Source organism: Lysinibacillus zambalensis (genome assembly GCF_040183165.1).
Lineage (GTDB): Bacteria > Bacillota > Bacilli > Bacillales_A > Planococcaceae > Lysinibacillus > Lysinibacillus zambalensis.
Genome location: NZ_JBEGDG010000001.1, coordinates 47,924 through 67,410, shown reverse-complemented (window position 1 = coordinate 67,410; position 19,487 = coordinate 47,924). Strand labels below are relative to the sequence as shown.

Sequence of the window (19,487 nt, the reverse complement as noted above, 5' to 3'; positions counted from 1 at the left end):
CATGTCTGAAAAGTTCTATAAGAATTCTAGCATAATTATCAATGGTAAAAATCCACTTCACTTTTCGTGGGTAAGACATGTGCTCCTTACGCTCATTGCCAGGTCTCGTGTCCTAGCATCTCGCAGGATCTATGCTCTATTTATTACAGATATTCTTTGACAATCATATATTTAGACAGCCCACCTCTTTTCTCTCATTTGTAAAAAAAAATTTATAAATACATCTAATTGGCACAAAAAAACACTCTTTAAATGACTTTTTAATTTACATAATAAAATTATTATCAATAAATGTATTGTTCATTTCTCATCGACTAAATCTATTTGAATACAAAAAAAGACATCCTATTGAAATAGGATGTCTTAAGTTTAACGAAAGTAATTTTAATTACTGAGAATTAAAGTTTAGTTACGTTAGCAGCTTGTGGTCCGCGGTTGCCATCTACAACTTCGAATTCCACTTTTTGACCTTCGTCAAGAGTTTTGAATCCTTCTCCTCCGATAGCTGAGAAGTGTACGAATACGTCGTTTTCGCCTTCTACTTCGATGAATCCAAAACCTTTTTCTGAGTTAAACCATTTTACTGTACCTTGTTTCATTTAAGAAAACCTCCAAAAAAATAAAAGTGAACAATATGTAATTTCTTCAGCGAATGAAAAAATTCACATATTACAAAGAGTACCGTACTAACGCGATCACTTTTTGTAATATGTGAATTCATGTTTCCGGTGAAGCAATTAAATTGTTAACCTAAGTATAACCATCATTCATAATTTTGTCAAATAAAGAAAAATGTTTTTTTTAAAATGTCAAAATTTTATTTCTATGACTCAGATTTCAAAGTGATAATACCGTGATAAATTTGTACATCATCATCACAAGCTTCGCAAAAAGCACTTTCATCCTCTGACCAAAAAGCCCAAAATCCCCCTTCTTTCGTTACTTCATTGTCATATGTTGATCGGAAGTGTTGCAGTTTTCTTTGTAAAGCTGATTCAAATTGCTCTTCTGTTTCAAAGGTTTCATTTGTTTGTATAAAAGCTTCCCAGCCTTCAAACTTCCACCAAGGCTCATAATCAGCTTTCATGTAAATGATTGTATACATATTTGCCACATTCCCTGCTGTAATAAGATACTTTCATTTTAGCAAAGACATTTGAAATGTCTATTAATACACACTTTAATATGCTATTATTACCTTATTATTCATAATTTTTGGAGGTATTTTTTTTATGTTTTCAAGTATTCGACCTAAGGCCGAACTAGATGAATTATTAAAGCGTGGTACAAATTTAAATGCTACAGGCCGTTTTAATAAAACACTAGCATTTAACCATTTCAACTCTCAAGATGAAGAGAATTTAAAAACTCTTTATAATAAATTAAACGATATCACGCCTTCAATGAACGCTATTTTTAATAACTATTTAAGTGAAATCTCTCTCTCCACTGAGCTAACGATTAGTGAAGAATATATTAATCGATACTTAACTCAATTTTTCTTAGCTACTCGTGATGATGAATATGTAGATGAAACCGTTAAATTTTTCAATTTATTCAGAAAAAATCAATATGAGCCTGGTAAGTTAATCGTCGTCTTCAATCAATTTGCATTTTATATTACTACATACATACTACATAATTTTGGTTTGAAACCTAATAAGGCATTTGAATACATGAAATCCTTCCAATCTGCAGTCAATGTTGATCAGGAATTGCTCGTTGAAGTATTAACAGAACGTACAATTGAAAATGTAGTTGCTGAAATTTCCTCTTTAATGGATGTTAACGCAAAAATCATGTATATGAAAGATTTAGTATTTAGCTTAGATAAGCAAAATGAGGAAATTCAATCCTCTACCGCAGCAACTGAAGAAATTGCCGCTTCTATTAATGAGGTTGCACGAATGTCTTCACGTATTTCAGAAAAAACAACTGAATCTGTTGATCACGCCGTACAAGGAAAAAATGCCATAGAGCATGCCCTTTCTGAAATCTTTAAAACTGAAGAGACATTTACAACGATTGTTGAGTCCTTTTCAGAATTGCAAAAGCGGGTAAATGATATTGAAAATGTTGTAACGTTAATCAACCAAATTGCCGATCAGACGAATTTACTTGCTTTGAACGCTTCTATTGAGGCAGCACGAGCAGGTGAACATGGAAAAGGCTTCGCCGTAGTTGCACAGGAAGTTCGAAAGCTCGCTGAGGGCACAGTATCAGCGCTTAGTGAAGTCTCTACAAATGTACATCATTTAAAGAGCTATTCAAATGATGTGTCAATCTCGATTACGGAAACGACAGAGATTATAAAAGAAGCAACCGTCGAAGCTAAAGAATCGTTACCCTTATTAAATGCGATTGTTATTGCCATTGAAGGTATTAATCTGGATGTTACAAATACAGCGGCGATATCAGAGGAGCAAGCTGCAGCTATTGATGAAGTATCCGCAAGAATGATTGAGATTTCTAGTCTTCAAGATGATATTCGCGATTATAGCCATAACACATCTAGTGATATTCACGCATTAGGGAAAGAAATTAATCGATTCCGAAATGACATTATTGCGAATAATAATGTTCAGCTATCATCTATAGCACTATTACAATTATCAAAAGCCGACCATATTTTATGGAAATGGCGAATTTACAATATGTTCCTCGGTCTTGAAAACGTCCAACCAAGTGATGTTTCATCCCATACAGATTGTCGACTCGGTAAATGGTATACATCTGCTCGCTCAGTAGAACGTTTTGGGCACCTACAGGATTATCGTGATTTAGATGCATATCATTTACATGTCCACGAATCAGCGAAGTTAGCAGCGGAAGCTTATAAGGCTGGGAATATCGAACAAGCTGAAGTTCATTTAAAAGAAGTAGATCAAGCTTCCAAGCAGGTTCTTTATTATATCAATAACTTAATTGCCTATTTAGAACAAGAACGTGTTATGCACTAAGCACAAAGGGGGTACTTCCCTTTTCACTAGGAGGTGTAAGCTTGAATAAGCGAGCGCTAATTAAATTTTTCGGTGACGTTTATGGGACTGGCTACCGCTTTTTCATTAAACAAAAAGCAATTGAGCTAGGATTAAAAGGTTACTGTAAACTTAATGATCAAGAACAAATTGAGGTTGAAGTAGAAGGATCCAAAAAAGCGATAGATGAATTTTTAGTCTTTGTTCAAAAGGGTGTTAGCCCACAAGCAGATTCCAATTCGTTTGCATTAGAGCTTTTTGATGATTTAAAAGGCTATGCACGCATGGACTCAGACATTGTTTAATCTGGCTACTCCTTTTTTTGTAGCGTCATTATAGCTAGCTATTGTGGCCAATGAATGAATTCAGTGACGTTGCAGGCGCCAAATTAAAATTTATTAATTAGGATTGGGAATAATACCCCAGTCCTTTTTATTTTCCCCTTCCATAAAAACCGCTGATGATTCATTGATTCCCCCCTATTTCGATTCCTCTTACTTTTTTAACACCTAATTTCAAATCATAGTTTTGACTTCTTTTGATATATCTTTTAATAACGGAAAACTTGCACTAACAAGCATTAATTTCTAAAGTGGTTGCATATGCCACTGCCCTATTCTGCTGCCCTAATGTATTGGAACTCATTTTTAGCTGTTCTTGATGATTTTTCATAAATTTTCTTGATTCATCATAAAATAGAAAACATTTGAACAAAAGAGAGAAAATGCAATAACGGATTTCATGGATAATAACAGAAAGAACGGGGTGATTTACATGAAATTTATAAAAAAATTAAGTGTGATCGGACTGTCAGTATGTATATTGAGTATCGTCTTTTCATCAGCCAGCATGGCAACAAAAATCGTTACAGATGAGCACCAGAATTCAGTAAACGAAAAAAATAAAAATGAAATTCATAATTACAAAAACGACTCCGCCAAAATATTAGCACAAGAAACAAAAACGGTGCTCATCAAAACAACAAGAGAAGATAAGTCATTATTAGAGAAAAAAACAAAAGAATTTGAAGGAAAAATGAAAATGGAACAAATAGCCTTAATAGAAGAGGGATTAAAAAAAGCAACAACGCTGCAAGATGTAGAAAAGGTAAAAAGTGAAGCAGCTAACTTATTAAAAAAAGAAAAAGAATTGTTTAAAGAAGAAAGTAAAAACTATGTAAAAAAAGTGACTGATACGGAAAAAGTGAACTTAGCGATGATTTCAAGTTCATATAAAACGATAAATGATGACTTTTTCACCTTTAACAAACACAGATTTTATTACTACGATGTAGATAAAAACGAACTGCTTTCAAATGATAAAGTAAATACTATAGAAGAGGTAAGAGCATTTGAAAAAAAACATAAAGAAGATACAATTGTAAAAGATAATCCAATCAATACTTTAATACTGTTCATTCTCCTTGGATCGTTATGTATTATTCCTCTTATCATAAGCAATAGACAAAAAAACAAAGCATGAGCTTTGTTTTTTTATTTGACCGTATTCGTTTTATTGAGAAATTAAACGTCATTTAAATGATTGTATTTAGAATCGCTCTCGCACTCGCATTAAAACCCTTGAGTCTTTAATTCTCTCAGCTATATGAAGGGATATCACCTTTAAGAGTGATTTCATTAATTTTATCCATTAAATGAGATGTTGCCTATTGGACAACTCTTAATTAATTATTTATGCAGATAAACTATAAAACCTCTTGCTTTGTCTATTATGTGTTGTATTTGTTGCTGCATGTTCTCATTTATCTTTTTACCTATGTTTTATTTAGTCGCTACCGCATTTAAAAGTAATTGTTTGTTGTGATCAGACATAACACGCCATTCTTTAACCGTTACTTTCATTTGCCTCCACATCCTTTCAAATGTTTGCTTCCAAACACTGTATGCCATTGTAGGCGCATATAGGACACTTCGTCATTGATTTATTATCTGTGGTAATTTATATGGCGCTATTTCAATCTTTATATAAAAATGAGGTCTAACACTTCTTGATTGCGGAAGTCTCTATCTGACTTTGCTAGGAAAATTAAAAGCCACACCTTGTTAGATGTGACTTAGGATGTTATTCGTTCGGATCAAAGCAAAGCTAATGTTAACATCTTACATACTTACGTTTGAAACCGATTCTTCCTCTATCCATTTCTTTTTGAATATTTTCGTAAGCATTTAAAAAACTTGTTTTTTTGTTGTCCCTTTTAAGTTCTACTACACCTGTTTCCTTTGCGGTCTCGATCGCCTTTTCATGTAGTGGCAAATACGAAATCCCAACTGTGGATAGAAAATTATTCATAGCAGATTTTGTTCTCCCTGGTGAATCGTGAATTGACCTTTTCACCATATCAAGCATATTGGAAACCTTGCTTTCAGAAAAATCTTTGTCTTTGCGATTCCCTAAAAGCCAGCAGTAGCAACTCCAACCTGCTGACATTTTTAGCTCGTCCCCACTTGCAATCCATTTATCAGAAACCTCTTGGGCAATATCTGACTCTGATAATGTTACTGCCACTACATAATCAGATAGCATATAAAAATACGCTCCATCTATCCAACGATCAAAATCCGATTCAGTCATTGCTTTTGGGTCTGCAATAATGCCTGCAAAATACATTGCATCATAGTTACCTGTAGCATAAAGCTCTTCAGCTAATTGTTGATTTTTTTTTATTTTCTTTGCAATGGGTTTCATAGCACCTGTAGCAACACCAAAAAGAGGCTCATGCGCACCATTGGATATATACATTTTTTTAGATCGTTCCTTACCGAGTGCTTCAAGCTCCTGCATAACAGTTTCGAAATCCATAGTTTTATACTTCCCTTCTTATCACTCTATACTTCTCAAGTATACATAGTGGCCTTTTTACGATTTAATTAACTAAGGTTCTGAAATTACTTTTTGAATCTGCTCATTAATTTTATCCTTACTCAGTCCTCCATGGTAACAAATCACAGATTCAATGTCGAGTTCTAGGTATTTCTTCAAAGAGTTTCGAGCTTCATCTATATCAAGTGCTGTCGGTATATGAATTCCCCCAATTATTCCGTTTACACTGTACATCGAATCTCCAGCAATTAGTGTTTTACTTTCTTTCAAATACAAGCTGATGTGACCAGGTGTATGCCCTGGAGTATGAATAATGCGAATCCCACCGCAATACGGTAATACTTGACCATCTGTCAAAATATCATCCACCTTGCCCTTTGGTAGTTCCTTTAGGTGCCCATCCTTCAACAGAGTTAAATCCCCTTGAATATATGGCTTATCCAGTTCATGAGCATATACTTTAATAGTATTTCCATACTTCTGTAATATATCAGGAAGGCTACCTATATGATCTAAATCTTGATGCGTCAAAATGACAACTTTTAATTTATCAAACGGCACTCCTACCTTTTCCATAGCCACGCGTAAATCTTCCATTTGTCCAGGGAATCCAGTATCTATTAAAACAGCCATTTCTTGATCCCATAAAAGAGTTGGATGAATAATTTGTCCATGAAATTCAATATGGAGCATTTCTACGCCCTTCGATATTTTCATAACTTTGGTCTCCTTCCAATTAGACTTTTTGATATTACAGTTGGATTTAATTACAAAATAAGTTAAAGAAATGAACCACTTTTGTATGTATACTGCTTATACTATTCATGATCACAAAACCTACTATTACATACAATAATATTATCTTCTGCTATATGCCCAAAAGTTCCTGCCAATATGGACTAATACCGAACAAAATTGTTTAACTTCCTTCAGTAAGTGAGTTACGTAGCGAAAGAGAAAGCGGGGCGGGGCGAAAACGAAAGCGGGGCGTCAGCGATGTTGACAACACACGACTAAGTGACCAACATACGTTTGTTTCAAATCCTCTAGCGGATGTCACTCATAAGGAGAATAGTATAAGGTTCTTGTGCTATGTGTTGTCTCCTGCAAACAATAAATGTTTAGTCATTTTAAATTATTTATCTATCTACAATCAATGAATTTCGAAAGTAAACTCCCACGCGTATTGGCTTGCTTGCTTTCGCGGGTATTCACTCTTCTTCCGCGGGTATTGCTTTGCTCCGCGGGTATTCACCTTCCTTCCGCGGGTATTGCTTTGCTCCGCGGGTATTCACCTTTCTTCCGCGGGTATTGCTTTGCTCCGCGGGTATTTGCTCTTCTTCCGCGGGTATTCACCTTCCTTCCGCGGGTATTCGGGTATTCACCTTCCTTCCGCGGGTATTGCTTTGCTCCGTGGGTATTTGCTCTTCTTCCGCGGGTATTCACCTTCCTTCCGCGGGTATTCACTCTTCTTCCGCGGGTATTGCTTTGCTCCGCGGGTATTCGCTCTTCTTCCGCGGGTATTGCTTTGCTCCGTGGGTATATGGATACCCGTGGAAGGATGTTACATCTTTTTCTAAGACAACCTATGATAGATATCTCACCCCCCATAGAAAACTATACATATTATAAATTACAGAAAGGAGGGAATTATTATGTCTCAGTCTTATGGTAATGGAGGATCTGGCTACGGTTCAGCATTTGCGCTACTTGTTGTTCTTTTTATTCTCCTAATTATTATCGGTGCTGCGTTTTTGTATAATTCGTATTAACGTACCTGACATATTTCATAGATATTTAATCCATAACATGACAATTATGAACTTCAAACCTTTAATGAATTATACAAAATAATACATCTTTTTTCTTTCTAAGGGTCACTACCCTTCGGTGGCCCTTTATATAATGCAATAACATGCAAAATAAAAAGCCACTACTCGTTGTGAGTGTGGCGCCTTGCTATCGGTCCTAAAGTGGCCAAATTTTCCTCTCATGAGATGAGATAAGATATATCCTATGCTCTTTCCAATTATAAACTGTAGTTACTAGTCTAAGTCATTATGTAGTCTAGCTTCTTTATTATTGCACGCTAGTAATAACAAACTTCTTGAATCTATCTCCCTCAGAATATGTAACAATCGAAAGTATGAAGCATATTATAAACCTAATTCAAATTGGATGTGACTTGATCTCACTATTTTATTCAGTTATTGATGACACAATGGTTTTATTGTTATTACAGTTTAGATTATTAGCTTTAAATTTTATACTCGTTGAAAGTAGCTGCAACATATTTAATTCGTTTGCTAGCTTTTCTAATTCAACTAAACCTTCACTTTGCAAATGACTAACTTCAAACTCTAGTTGATTTAATGATTTTTGAATTGATTCTATATTTTCCTTATATTTCTCTAAAATAATTTTAGTTTCCAATATCTCAACATTCTTTGTGTTCTTTAGCATATGGCAGACTCCCTTTCTTCTACATGAAAGCATCCCAAGAATTGGATATAATTAACACTATTATAATGTTGTTTATCTTATTAAACAATATTAATCTCTATCAAATGAAATTAAAAAACTACATATAGTTAGATGTGACTATATGAAATATAAAGGACTATCTATAAACGACAAGACAATATAATAATTTTTAGAAACGAAAATAGGCAGAACTGTTTAGGGAGATGACGAATGAAAAAAATTTTGATCGTTGGGATAATCATTATATTGCTTGCACCATTTTGTACAGTACATATCAAAAAGCGTCTTTATGAAAAAAGAATCGAAAACTATTTGATCGAAGATATGTCGTATCGGAAGGAAGCTATCCAATCTATTGAATGTAATTGGCACTTTTCAGGTCTTCCTAGTTATTGGGTAAATGTTATTTTTTCTGATGAAACAAATATCGTCTATATTTATTTTGCTCATGATAAAGACCATATAGGGCAATTTGAGTATTATACAATAGATGGGACAACTCTTTCGCCAGAACAATTAAAGCATTTTAAGCGTTACGATTAAACTTAGCTAAGGCGTGATGTTTATTCGAAGACGCTTTTTCGAAAAGCAAAAAAATAAAAAGATTGAAAACGACTGCTTCAATCTTTTTATTTCAAATGAAACTATTAATTTAAATAACACCTATTGGAATGCAAATGGGGGCTTGATTAACAGGGCTTTCGATAATTTTTGAATTGAGTCCAAATACATGTTGAATCATTTCTTCTGTAAAAATATCATTAGGCGTTCCCTCTTGATATATTTCCCCATCTGCTATACTAATTAAATAATCTGCGTAGCTCGCTGCTTGATTTAAGTCATGAAGCACCATTATTATTGTGTTTTTGTGCTTCTGATTTAATGCACGAAGTAATTCAAGTACTTCTATTTGATGTGCTAAATCTAAATATGTTGTTGGCTCATCAAGTAGTAATACATCTGTTTCTTGCGCTAATGCCATAGCAATCCATGCGCGTTGTCTCTGACCACCAGATAATGCATCTAATGTGCGATCTTTTAATAAGTCCATTTTTGTAGCTTTTAATGCTTCTTCCACTACTGCCTTATCTTTATCTGAATGACGTGCAAACAAGCTTTTATGTGGGTGACGTCCATATAGACATAATTCCTCTACTGTTAAATCTTCCAGTATTTCTGGTGACTGCGCTAAAAAAGCGAGTTGCTTTGCTACTTCTTTCGGAGAATATTGATGAATGTTTTTCCCATTTAGATAGACACTACCTTGTTTAGGTTTCATCAAACGACCTAAGGCATGAAGAATCGTCGATTTCCCACAACCATTCGCTCCAATGATGATCGTTATTTTCCCTTTTGGAATGTTTAAATTGATTCCATTTATAATCGTATTTGTTTCATAAGTCAGTGTTAATTCTTCTGCTGATAGTTGTGTCATAAAAGTCGATACTCCTTTCACTTATTTTTTTCACGTCTAAGTAAATAAAGAAAATACGGCGCACCAATGAGAGCTGTAACGATTCCTGCTGGGATTTCTACTGGTGGCATAAGTCCTTTTCCTAACGTATCAGCCACTAATAAAAATAAGGCTCCTAAAATAGCTGACATTGTTATAAATCTACGCGCGTTTGTATCAACAAGCCTTTTAGAAAGATGTGGCACTACTAATCCTATGAAGCCTATTGATCCGACAACTGCTACAGAAGCACCTGTTAAAATTACGCTAACAGAAAGGAAACTATAACGTAATAATTGCACATTTTCACCTAGGCTTGATGCTACCTTATCTCCCAATCCTAAAATCTCTAATTTTCGAGCAAATAATAGCATGATCGGTACCAAAATAAGGCAAGGGATTAAGAACATGATTTCGTTCCAGCTACGTCCCCATAAACTCCCAGTAAGCCAAAGCAATGTCGTATTAACATTATCAGGGAATTTAACGATGAAAAATTGAATACCCGCTTGGCATATCGCGCTTAATGCTATCCCTATTAAAGCAAAGGAGTGCATTTTTGCGCCTTGCTTATAAGCAAAAACTAAAAGAATCGTTGCTACAGTGACCGCTCCTAAAAGTGCTGATATAGGCAACATGATTGTCAAAGCATTAGGTAGTAAAATCATGGAGGCAACTGCAAATAAGCTAGCTCCCTTTGTGACACCAACAACATCCGGAGAAGCTAGTGGATTCTTCAATATTATTTGTAAAATTGCTCCTGCAACTGCCAAAGATGCTCCAACGATAATCGCAATAATCATACGAGGTAAACGATAGTTAAACAAAATGAAAGAATTATCACTAGAATGTCCTATTAATGTATAAAAAATATCGATAGGTGATATTGATATTGAACCAATTCCTAAACTAATAAAAGAAAACGCGAGCAAAATTATTCCACAGATGCTAATAAGTAAATTAGGCTTTTTCTTTCTAATCATTGCTTTATAAGTCGCTCCTTCCTTACTAAATACAAGAAAAATGAAGCGCCTATCAGAGCAGTAACAATTCCCACCGGTGACTCATAAGGATATACGATAAAGTGAGACAAAATATCTGCATATAATAATAAAGTTGCCCCTAAAAGTGCCGAAATTGGAATGACCCGGCTATAATCTAGACCGACAAGTTTCCGTGTAATATGAGGTACAATTAAACCAATAAAACTAATTGGACCTACCACTGCAACCGAAGAACCGGCCAACATAATAACTAGTAACCCTCCAATTAGGCGAATCAATTGGACTCTTTCACCTAAACTGGACGCCATACTTTCTCCCAATGATAATATGGAAAATGAACGCGAAAGTAAAAAGGCTATTGCCAGTCCTATAATGATCCACGGCGATGCAACTTGTACATGTGTCCAATCTTTCCCATTCAGAGAGCCAACAAGCCAGTAAAGCACATCGGTTGCGCGTTCATTTAAAATAACGATAGCTTGTGTAATAGAAGAAAAGAAAAGATGAATCGCTGTTCCAGCAAGTGCTAGTTTGACATGTGTCATCTTCCTTCCAGAGGCGAATACATATACTGTTAGCCCTCCAAGCAATGCACCAATAAACGCTGCATACACGGTCATGGATGGACTCAGTGTTGCAAATAGCAGTGTAGCAGATGCTACTGCTAATGAGGCACCCGCGTTGACACCAAAGATTTCTGGAGAAGCAAGTGCATTTCGTGTAATAGCTTGCATCAATGCGCCAGCTACTGCTAATGCAGCCCCTACCATCACCGTAAGTATTGTTCGAGGTAAACGTAGTGTTTGAATAATCGTTGTTTCTCTTGATTGATCTATTTGAAAGATTGCATTAAAAATAGTATGGATGTTCATAATAGTCGAACCAACACTGAGGTGTAAAAATAAACCAATTAAAAGAAAAGATAGACTTAAAATTGTAACGACCCATATATTCAATGTTCGTTTAGAACCCATTGTTTGTATCACACCTTTAACTGAAAACATATCTAAAAATAAGTAATGCGAGAATGTTGGATTATCAACATTCTCGCTTTTAGTAAAGAAATTAATCTTTTAATTGTTTAACAAGGTCATCACCAATTGCTTCAGATGAAATAACCCCTCGATAACGAGTCCATAAATCGCGATCTACTACAAAAACTTTGTTTTCTTTTACAGCTTTTAAATTTTTCCAAAGAGGATTTGACTTCCAATCATCAATCACCAATTTTCCCTCATTCTGCGCTAACACTAAAATATCAGGGTCGATTGTTGAAAGTTGCTCTAAGTTGATTTCCACATAAGCTTCATTACTTTTTGCAGCGATTTCAAAGCCTAAAGTTTCTAAAAGTTCACCATCATAAGAAGAAGCTGCATGTCCTTGGAAAGAAGTATCACGAACAACTGCTGTTAAAATACTTTTTCCTTTTTCATCAGCTAATTCAGCTTTTAAAGAAGCCAATTTCTTATCGTGTTCTTTGAGGCGTTTCTCAGCTTCAGCCTCTTTATTTACAGCTTTCGCAATTGTTTTGAATGAATCAATATTTTCTGTATATGTTGACTCACGACTACTCAATTCAATCGTTGGCGCTATTTTTTGTAAGTCCTCATAAATGTTTTTATGACGTTGTACATCCGCAATGATTAAATCTGGTTGAAGTGAGCTAATAACTTCCAAGTTTGGCTGTTCACGAGTACCAACAGAAGTGTAGCTTATTTTTTCGCCTACAAGCTTCTCAATCATATCCGTTTTATTATCATCTGCAATACCAATTGGTGTAATACCAACACCTTGTAAAGCATCCACAAAAGAAAGTTCTAAAACAACTATCTTTTTAGCATTTGTCGGAACTTCTGTCGTCCCCATTTCATGTTTGATACTGATTGATTCTGTTACATCTTTTGCATCTTTATTTGACGCCTCTTTTGAATTGCAACCTACTAATAAGAAAAGCATTGAAACAACCATTAGTAAGCCAATCGTCTTTTTGTTACACTTAAAAAACACTTGAAAGCCTCCATCAATTCATTTGATAACAATTATCATTCTCCTTTTATATCACCATATTCACTATGTGTAAATAGTTTTATATAAAAAATAATTTTTTACTTAACAATCCCCACATTCTCAAATTTTAACAAATTTTTATTATTTCTACTTTATTTTATATGTTCGATCCTCATCACTCACAAAAAATCAAATATTAAACGTTTCACTAACACAAAATGACATTCAAACTACTGAGAATTCATTACGTTAAAATTTGTACGAAAGTGAAGCAAGACAAACAATTTGCGAATTATATGAATAGCTACGATTTGATTATGCAATAATAAAAAATCTTTGATAGTTAAAGTTTTCAACCACTTAATGAGTATCTGGAACTAGCGATGTCGATTTTTGATTTGTCCGACTTCTTTCCGCTGTGCCTATTAAAAAGATAAGGAAATTCCCTCTTCTAAAGTAATATCATTGAGAAACTTTACAAATAGCAGTAAAATTTATGTAAGCTTTATTTTTCATTGAAACTTTATGTCGATTATTTCGTATAAGAAGATAGACATATTTAAATGCTAGGAGGAAGAAACATGCTCAGTGTCGGACAGTTTTTCTCTAGACATACCGCTAGCCTCTTATTTTCTATCACAACTGTTTCTATCGCAGCATTTGCGGCAACACCAGGATACTTACTTGGTAGTTTATTGTTCGCTGGAACATACGCGTCAAGTACGACGTTGTTGAAACATAGACAGAAAAAGAAATTCATGCAATTAGCCGGTATAACAAAAGAAGAATACAAACATATTGAAACACAACTTAAAGCAGCCAATAAAAACATCCAAACATTAAGCCAAAACTACTTACGTGTACGTTCTGTTTCTGCATTTAAGCAATTACTCGAAATGACACGTATTTCAAAAAATATCGTGAAAATTGTTAAAACAGATCCACGAAAATTTTATAATGTTGAACAGTTTTTTTATGCACATCTCCCATCCGCTGTTGAATTAACGGATAAATATACGATGTTATCAAGGCAGCCTGTGAAAGATAAGGAAATCCAAATTACATTATCTAAAACAAGAGAAACACTTACAGAATTAAATGATACGATTCAAATTGATTTAAAAGATGCACTTTCTAACGACATCGACCATCTTCAAATGGAAATCGAATTTGCGAATCGTTCCAATATACGACGAAAAGAACAATTGGAGTGGCGAGGCGATGATAAGTGACGGCAAATGATCACGCATTTCAACTAAATACAATACAAGGTATTTCCCCTCTTGTGCAATCTTATTTAGAGACTACAAATAATGAGGCGATGGCGACGTATGAAACGCTATCGCCTCTTGCACAAAGTCGTGCACTTTTATATGCTAGTCAGCTTGACCTAACAAACTTCGAATCAGTCCTGTCCTTAGGGCAAGATTCGCAACGATCACTTTCTCAATTTGCTGATCGAATGCTTGCACAAGTAAAACAAAAAGACGTCACAAAAATCGGCCAAATGCTAGACTCGTTAATGCATACATTAGACCGAGTGGACCCTAACGCATTAGAACCAAAAAAACAGTCCTTTTTTAAAAAAATGTTTGGTAAAATTGAGCCTACTGTTAAGCAAACATTAACGGAGTTTGAACGTACTAGTATCCAAGTAGAGCGAATTGGTGTTCAACTTGAACGCGCACAGCTTCAAATGATTAAAGATGTAGAAATGCTAGAAGAACTGTATGCTCATAATAGAGGATTCTTTGAAGAGTTAGCGACTGCTATTGCAGCTGGACAAATGAAGAAGCAGCAGGCCATTGAAGTAGAACTTCCAGAAAAAGTGACAAGTGTACAGGCATCAAAACAACCACTAGCTGTCCAACAGTTAAATGATTTTGCCGCTCAAATCGAACGTCTAGATCAACGTATTTATGACTTACAAGTATCGCAGCAAGTTGCCTTACAAACTGCGCCACAAATACGGATGATCCAACAGTCCAATCAAACACTAGCGGAAAAAATAGAATTTTCAATCGTTACCCTTATTCCACTTTGGAAAAATCAGTTAGCTATGATGTTGTCTATGCATATGGATCATCGCTACGCGCAGCTAGAGGAAAAATTATCTCGTGCAAATGATCGTTTTACGAGCCCTTCCTTTGCACAGCAAGTATCAAAATTCAAAGAAACACAGCATGAGCTGAAATCAGCTATCCAAGATGTCTTCGCCCTTCATACAGCTACCGAGCAGGAAAAAGAGCATCTACAAGAAGTTGCTGAATTAAAAACCTTTAAGCAGTGATGATTCCGTTTAATCAACAAAAAAGGGTGGCTCAGAAATCATCTGAACCACCCTTTGGTTTTCACTCAAACCTATTGAATGAAAAACCGTACTCAATTACGCAAACGCGAAATTGAATTGCTTATTCAAAATAATCTTTATAGTAGCCACCGATATTACCAGTGTTATCGATAATAAAAACGAACTCTTCTGTTTCATTTTTCACATCATATTGTTGCCCTACTGTTAATACGTTTGACACTAAATATTTTGATGCATTTGTATGCTTACAAGTAACTGTACGTACTGTTGGAGCATCTTTCCATTTTAAATGTAACATAATCTCTCTACCTCTCTTTACTAGCACGAAGCTAATGTATACAGCTTATTTTATAATATTTTTGTCCGCTTGTGGAGAAAAAAACCATAGATGACCATATTTTCTCCGTAACTATCCATTTTTTTACCCATATCCATTTCTCATTGGCGTAAAAGGTGCTGTCGCACAGATAAACAATGCGTCTGAGGACATGTCTTCATTCAGTAGAAATTTCACTGTAGCTCTCATCCCAATACATGCAGAGATGGGAGTCTAAATGAATGGAGATTACTAATAAAAAAATTTACTTCGAGGTGTTAACATGAGCTTTGGTGGTGTACCGCAATGGTTTTTTATCCTGGCCGTTGCATTTGCAATTTGCTTTATTTTATACGCAGAATGGAATTCTAGAAAATAAAGGATCCTATACTATTGTAAAAAAATAAAATGTACATTACAAAATTCAATTTTAGTAGTGTACGTTTTTATTTTTAAAAGTCATTCAATTATTATAAGAAGTATTACGGACTTCAGCTCGAAAGGCTAAAAGAGAACAGGCTCATCAGTCGCTCATGCCATTTTACTTTGATATTCTGTTTAGAGACTTGAAAGTTTAAGTTACAATAAAAAATTTTTTCATGGAAGTTTCCTTACTTGTTTAATCTCTCATATTACTCATTAATCTCAATTTTTTTCGCATCTGCTTGTTCGGGATAACTTTCCTCAATTGCATTTGTCCAAACAGAAACATTTTGTCCTTCTTTTAAAGATTCAATTTCATCAGTTGAAAACCATATCGCATATGGTCTATCATCAGATAATTTTTCAGTTTTGTCTTCCACTAAAAATCTTCCACCTTCAATTCGAACAATTTCGCCTATGATTATAGGTTTATTTGTTATGTCCTCGTTTGACTTCTTCATTACCACTTTTTTGACAGCCTAATAACCCGATTGATAAAAATATGAGAGATAAAATTAAGCTAAATTTTTTCATTATCATCACTCCTTAAAAAATCAGACTGAATTTCGTGGTTTTCGTTTCAATAAAGTGAAAATAATTATATAAAAAAAGCATTATCCCTCTTGAAGAATACTCCCATAAGCTTAAGTACAGCACATTAAAACCTTATTCATATCTTTTTCATTTACTAAAACACTACCATTTTCATCAATAATGAAATCAACCTCGGCATCAGTAAGCCTTTCTATCGCTGAATCAATCATTTCTTGACTTTGTGTTGATGAATCAACCATTTCTTGACTTTGTGTTGATGAATCAACCCATACGTTATAGCTTTTTTCTTGCGAACATCCAAGTAATAGAACACTAGTTACGGTAAATAGAATCCATAATTTTTTCAAAATACTATCTCCTTAACTGAATAAAATTGACGCTACCAGTGGAAGAAAGTTCCTAGAGTGATCGTTAATCGGAGTGGCCCAGATTATATCTTAATCACAAATAAAAGCTGAACAAATTTAGTTCAGCTTCATTGTTACACATTATATATTGACTATTAATAAAATTCGTTTGTACTTATTTTTTTTATTATTTTAATGTCCGTTTTAAAAACGCTTTTGTCCGTTCATGCTGAGGGTTTACTAAAACCTGTGCTGGTGGGCCTTCCTCTACAATAACACCTTTATCCATAAAGACAACGCGATCGGCTACTTCTTTGGCAAATTCCATTTCATGTGTAACGATTAACATCGTATTTCCCGAATCCGCTAGCTGACGCATTACCTTTAATACTTCCCCTACCATTTCTGGATCAAGAGCTGATGTCGGTTCATCAAACAGCATTACTTCTGGGCTCATTGACAATGCTCGCGCAATCGCTACACGCTGCTTTTGACCGCCAGATAGCTGCCGAGGCTTCGCATTTACGTATTGATCCATACCAACGATTTGTAAATATTTTAGTGCAATTTCATCGGCTTCTACCTTCGATCGTTTTAATACTTTCATTTGACCAACTGTGCAATTTTTTAGCACATTATGGTTATTGAATAAGTTAAATTGCTGAAATACCATGCCTAAATGTGTACGGTATTCCTGGATATTATGTTTTTCATCTAAAATATTTTCACCTTTATAAATAATTTGACCTCCACTTGGTGTTTCCAGTAAATTAATGCAGCGTAGTAATGTTGATTTACCTGAACCTGAAGAACCGATTAAGCAGACAACCTCGCCCTTTTCTACTTGGAAATTTACATCCTTTAACACTTCGTTACGCCCAAATGATTTACTTAAATGCTCTATTTTAATAACTGTCATTTATTAGCCCCCTATACTGCTTCTTTCTGTTCTTTTTGGTAGGCATCTGATCCATCCAGCCGTTTTTCTATATACAGTAAAATTCTTGATGCTGTGAATGTCATGATGAAATAAAGAACACATGCTACGAAGAAGGATTCAAAATAGCGGAAGTTATTACCTGCAATCGACTTTGTTTGGAAGAATAATTCCGTAACTCCAATAACGTTTAAAACTGCTGTATCTTTAATATTCATAATTAATTGGTTACCCGTTGCCGGCAATATATTTCGGGCAACTTGTGGTAATACAACATGTAGCATGATTTGAACATGATTCATACCAATAGCCGATGCAGCCTCGTACTGCCCTTGATCAATGGAAACAATTCCACCTCGTACGATTTCTGCCATATAAGCGCCTGTATTTAGTGAAACAACTACAATACCTGCTGTAATAAAGTGCATATTAATACCAAAAGCTATATCTAAGCCGAAATATACAACCATTGCTTGTACAATCATTGGTGTACCACGGAAGAATTCGACATAGCAAGTTAGTATAAAATTAATGAATTTTAAGCTATAAAATTTTACTCCCTTTTTACGAACTTTGATGGTATGCATAATTCCAATGAAAAATCCGATAAGTGCACCAATAATTGTACTAATAATCGAAATAAGTAATGTATAATACGCACCTCGTAAAAACATTTGCCAGTTGTTCTCAACAATAGAAATAATCCATTCAAGACTCATGATGTTCCTCCTAACAACGTCGTGTTGCTTTTTCGTTACAATCGTCTTAGCTATCTACTATTTTCATTGGGCCCCTGTTTCTTTTATCTTATGAAACAATTAGCTAAGACATTATTATAATTTAGTAAGATTCTAATATAATGATATTGCACGGACTAGTAGCTAGCCCGCGCAATTATATTATTGTGCTGCTGGTTGTTGGTGAATGGCTTCTTCCATAATTTTTTGGCGATCATCTTCAGAAATACCTTTTAAGATTTCATTTATCTTCTCAAGGTTTGCATCACCTTTACGTAAACCAACTGCGATCGATGTATTTGAAATGTCTGTATCGAAGCCTTCTTCAAATTTTACATATGTTAATTTATCGTTTGCAGCAGCAGCGGAAATACCTTCTGGACGTTCTGCTACATAGCCATCAATTTTTCCAGCTTCTAATGCAACTCGCATTGCTGGGAAGCTATCCATTGCTGTTTGTTTTTTTACATCTTTGATTTGATCAATAACAGTGTAGTTAGATGTATTTAACTGTGATGTAATTTTTGCACCAGAGAAATCTTGGATAGATGTTGCTTTTTCATATTTACTACCTTTTTTAATTACCATTACAAAATCAGACGTATAGTAGTTTTCTGTGAAGTCGATCGTTTGCTTACGTTCCTCAGTAGGTGACATACCTGCAATAATAGCATCGATTTTATTTGATTGTAGAGCTGGTACTAAACCATCCCATTCCAATTTTACGATAACCAATTCTTTTCCTAAGCCTTCAGCTATTTTTTTCGCCATTTGTACATCATAACCGCCTGCATATTCTGCATTATCGGCAATTTTTACTGCATCATTTGCATCACCTTGCTGCGTCCAGTTAAACGGAGCATAACTTGCTTCCATTCCGATACGGAATTCGCCGCCAGCTTCCTCGTTGTTCGTATTGCCCCCCTCATTACTAGATGACGACGGCTCCTTCTTGTCACTTGTACCACATGCAGCTAGCAAAATTGCAGTCACTACGGTCAACATTACTACTAACCAATTTCTTTTCATGTAAAACTCCCCCTTTTTTCTGTAAAAAAATAAGACAACTGTACTAAAAAAGCCTAAGCTCTGAA

22 protein-coding genes are annotated in these 19,487 nt (G+C 34.9%); 7 read left to right on the top strand and 15 right to left on the bottom strand.

Annotated features, from left to right (window positions below):
- Nucleotides 1-398: 398 nt before the first annotated feature.
- Nucleotides 399-599, bottom strand: a complete 201-nt coding sequence (locus tag ABNX05_RS00345; RefSeq protein ID WP_049665398.1) for a cold-shock protein — start codon at nt 597-599, stop codon at nt 399-401.
- Between the two features lie 224 nt (nt 600-823).
- Nucleotides 824-1,105 (bottom strand): DUF1033 family protein, encoded by a 282-nt coding sequence (locus ABNX05_RS00340; protein ID WP_349657857.1) that lies wholly within the window; start codon nt 1,103-1,105, stop codon nt 824-826.
- 127 nt (nt 1,106-1,232) lie between these two features.
- Here ABNX05_RS00340 and ABNX05_RS00335 point away from each other — a divergent pair, with 127 nt between their 5' ends.
- The 3 genes from ABNX05_RS00335 (at nt 1,233) to ABNX05_RS00325 (ending at nt 4,460) form a co-directional block, all read left to right on the top strand.
- Nucleotides 1,233-2,960 (top strand): methyl-accepting chemotaxis protein, encoded by a 1,728-nt coding sequence (locus ABNX05_RS00335; RefSeq protein ID WP_349657856.1) that lies wholly within the window; start codon nt 1,233-1,235, stop codon nt 2,958-2,960.
- A 41-nt stretch (nt 2,961-3,001) separates the two neighbouring features.
- Nucleotides 3,002-3,283: an acylphosphatase gene (locus ABNX05_RS00330; RefSeq protein WP_197140733.1), complete on the top strand. Its 282-nt coding sequence runs from the start codon at nt 3,002-3,004 to the stop codon at nt 3,281-3,283.
- A 469-nt stretch (nt 3,284-3,752) separates the two neighbouring features.
- Entirely contained in the window at nt 3,753-4,460 is a 708-nt protein-coding gene (locus tag ABNX05_RS00325) for a hypothetical protein (RefSeq protein WP_349657855.1), read from the top strand.
- A gap of 630 nt (nt 4,461-5,090) precedes the next feature.
- On the opposite strand, the gene ABNX05_RS00320 is transcribed toward ABNX05_RS00325, so the two are convergent.
- Nucleotides 5,091-5,798 (bottom strand): DNA alkylation repair protein, encoded by a 708-nt coding sequence (locus tag ABNX05_RS00320; RefSeq protein WP_349657854.1) that lies wholly within the window; start codon nt 5,796-5,798, stop codon nt 5,091-5,093.
- A gap of 72 nt (nt 5,799-5,870) precedes the next feature.
- The gene (locus ABNX05_RS00315; protein WP_349657853.1) at nt 5,871-6,536 is read right to left on the bottom strand and encodes an MBL fold metallo-hydrolase; all 666 of its coding nucleotides are present in this window, start codon (nt 6,534-6,536) and stop codon (nt 5,871-5,873) included.
- A 938-nt stretch (nt 6,537-7,474) separates the two neighbouring features.
- On the opposite strand from ABNX05_RS00315, the gene ABNX05_RS00310 reads away from it, so the two are divergent.
- Entirely contained in the window at nt 7,475-7,591 is a 117-nt protein-coding gene (locus tag ABNX05_RS00310; RefSeq protein ID WP_349657852.1) for a YjcZ family sporulation protein, read from the top strand.
- 427 nt (nt 7,592-8,018) lie between these two features.
- On the opposite strand, the gene ABNX05_RS00305 is transcribed toward ABNX05_RS00310, so the two are convergent.
- Entirely contained in the window at nt 8,019-8,282 is a 264-nt protein-coding gene (locus ABNX05_RS00305; RefSeq protein ID WP_349657851.1) for a hypothetical protein, read from the bottom strand.
- Nucleotides 8,283-8,513: 231 nt separating this feature from the next.
- Here ABNX05_RS00305 and ABNX05_RS00300 point away from each other — a divergent pair, with 231 nt between their 5' ends.
- Nucleotides 8,514-8,846 carry a DUF3139 domain-containing protein gene (locus tag ABNX05_RS00300; protein ID WP_349657850.1) on the top strand — a complete coding sequence of 111 codons (333 nt, stop codon included), beginning with the start codon at nt 8,514-8,516 and terminating at the stop codon, nt 8,844-8,846.
- Nucleotides 8,847-8,955: 109 nt separating this feature from the next.
- Here ABNX05_RS00300 and ABNX05_RS00295 read toward each other — a convergent pair whose 3' ends face one another.
- The 4 genes from ABNX05_RS00295 to ABNX05_RS00280 all read right to left on the bottom strand — a co-directional run bounded on the left by ABNX05_RS00295 (nt 8,956) and on the right by ABNX05_RS00280 (nt 12,728).
- Nucleotides 8,956-9,738: an ABC transporter ATP-binding protein gene (locus ABNX05_RS00295; protein ID WP_349657849.1), complete on the bottom strand. Its 783-nt coding sequence runs from the start codon at nt 9,736-9,738 to the stop codon at nt 8,956-8,958.
- A gap of 17 nt (nt 9,739-9,755) precedes the next feature.
- Nucleotides 9,756-10,739, bottom strand: coding sequence for a FecCD family ABC transporter permease (locus ABNX05_RS00290; protein ID WP_349657848.1), 984 nt, complete (start codon nt 10,737-10,739; stop codon nt 9,756-9,758).
- Nucleotides 10,736-11,743, bottom strand: coding sequence for a FecCD family ABC transporter permease (locus tag ABNX05_RS00285; protein ID WP_432760114.1), 1,008 nt, complete (start codon nt 11,741-11,743; stop codon nt 10,736-10,738). The genes ABNX05_RS00290 and ABNX05_RS00285 overlap by 4 nt, the downstream gene beginning before the upstream one ends.
- 82 nt (nt 11,744-11,825) lie before the next feature.
- Nucleotides 11,826-12,728, bottom strand: coding sequence for an ABC transporter substrate-binding protein (locus ABNX05_RS00280; RefSeq protein WP_349658293.1), 903 nt, complete (start codon nt 12,726-12,728; stop codon nt 11,826-11,828).
- 620 nt (nt 12,729-13,348) lie between these two features.
- Here ABNX05_RS00280 and ABNX05_RS00275 point away from each other — a divergent pair.
- Complete coding sequence (locus ABNX05_RS00275) at nt 13,349-13,999, top strand: 5-bromo-4-chloroindolyl phosphate hydrolysis family protein (protein ID WP_349657846.1); 651 nt, start codon at nt 13,349-13,351, stop codon at nt 13,997-13,999.
- A complete protein-coding gene (locus ABNX05_RS00270) occupies nt 13,996-15,057 on the top strand; it encodes a toxic anion resistance protein (protein ID WP_349657845.1) in 1,062 nt (353 codons plus the stop codon). The genes ABNX05_RS00275 and ABNX05_RS00270 overlap by 4 nt, the downstream gene beginning before the upstream one ends.
- A gap of 121 nt (nt 15,058-15,178) precedes the next feature.
- Here the strand turns inward: ABNX05_RS00270 and ABNX05_RS00265 are convergent, their stop codons facing one another.
- The 6 genes from ABNX05_RS00265 to ABNX05_RS00240 form a co-directional block, all read right to left on the bottom strand.
- The gene (locus tag ABNX05_RS00265) at nt 15,179-15,376 is read right to left on the bottom strand and encodes a DUF6501 family protein (protein ID WP_079562258.1); all 198 of its coding nucleotides are present in this window, start codon (nt 15,374-15,376) and stop codon (nt 15,179-15,181) included.
- 650 nt (nt 15,377-16,026) lie between these two features.
- Nucleotides 16,027-16,278, bottom strand: coding sequence for a DUF3221 domain-containing protein (locus tag ABNX05_RS00260; RefSeq protein WP_349657844.1), 252 nt, complete (start codon nt 16,276-16,278; stop codon nt 16,027-16,029).
- A gap of 183 nt (nt 16,279-16,461) precedes the next feature.
- Entirely contained in the window at nt 16,462-16,719 is a 258-nt protein-coding gene (locus ABNX05_RS00255) for a hypothetical protein (RefSeq protein ID WP_349657843.1), read from the bottom strand.
- Between the two features lie 187 nt (nt 16,720-16,906).
- Nucleotides 16,907-17,638: an amino acid ABC transporter ATP-binding protein gene (locus ABNX05_RS00250; RefSeq protein ID WP_349657842.1), complete on the bottom strand. Its 732-nt coding sequence runs from the start codon at nt 17,636-17,638 to the stop codon at nt 16,907-16,909.
- An 11-nt stretch (nt 17,639-17,649) separates the two neighbouring features.
- Complete coding sequence (locus ABNX05_RS00245) at nt 17,650-18,375, bottom strand: amino acid ABC transporter permease (protein ID WP_349657841.1); 726 nt, start codon at nt 18,373-18,375, stop codon at nt 17,650-17,652.
- Between the two features lie 180 nt (nt 18,376-18,555).
- On the bottom strand, nt 18,556-19,422 hold the full coding sequence (locus ABNX05_RS00240) for a transporter substrate-binding domain-containing protein (RefSeq protein WP_349657840.1): 867 nt from the start codon (nt 19,420-19,422) through the stop codon (nt 18,556-18,558).
- Between the last annotated feature and the right edge of the window lie 65 nt (nt 19,423-19,487).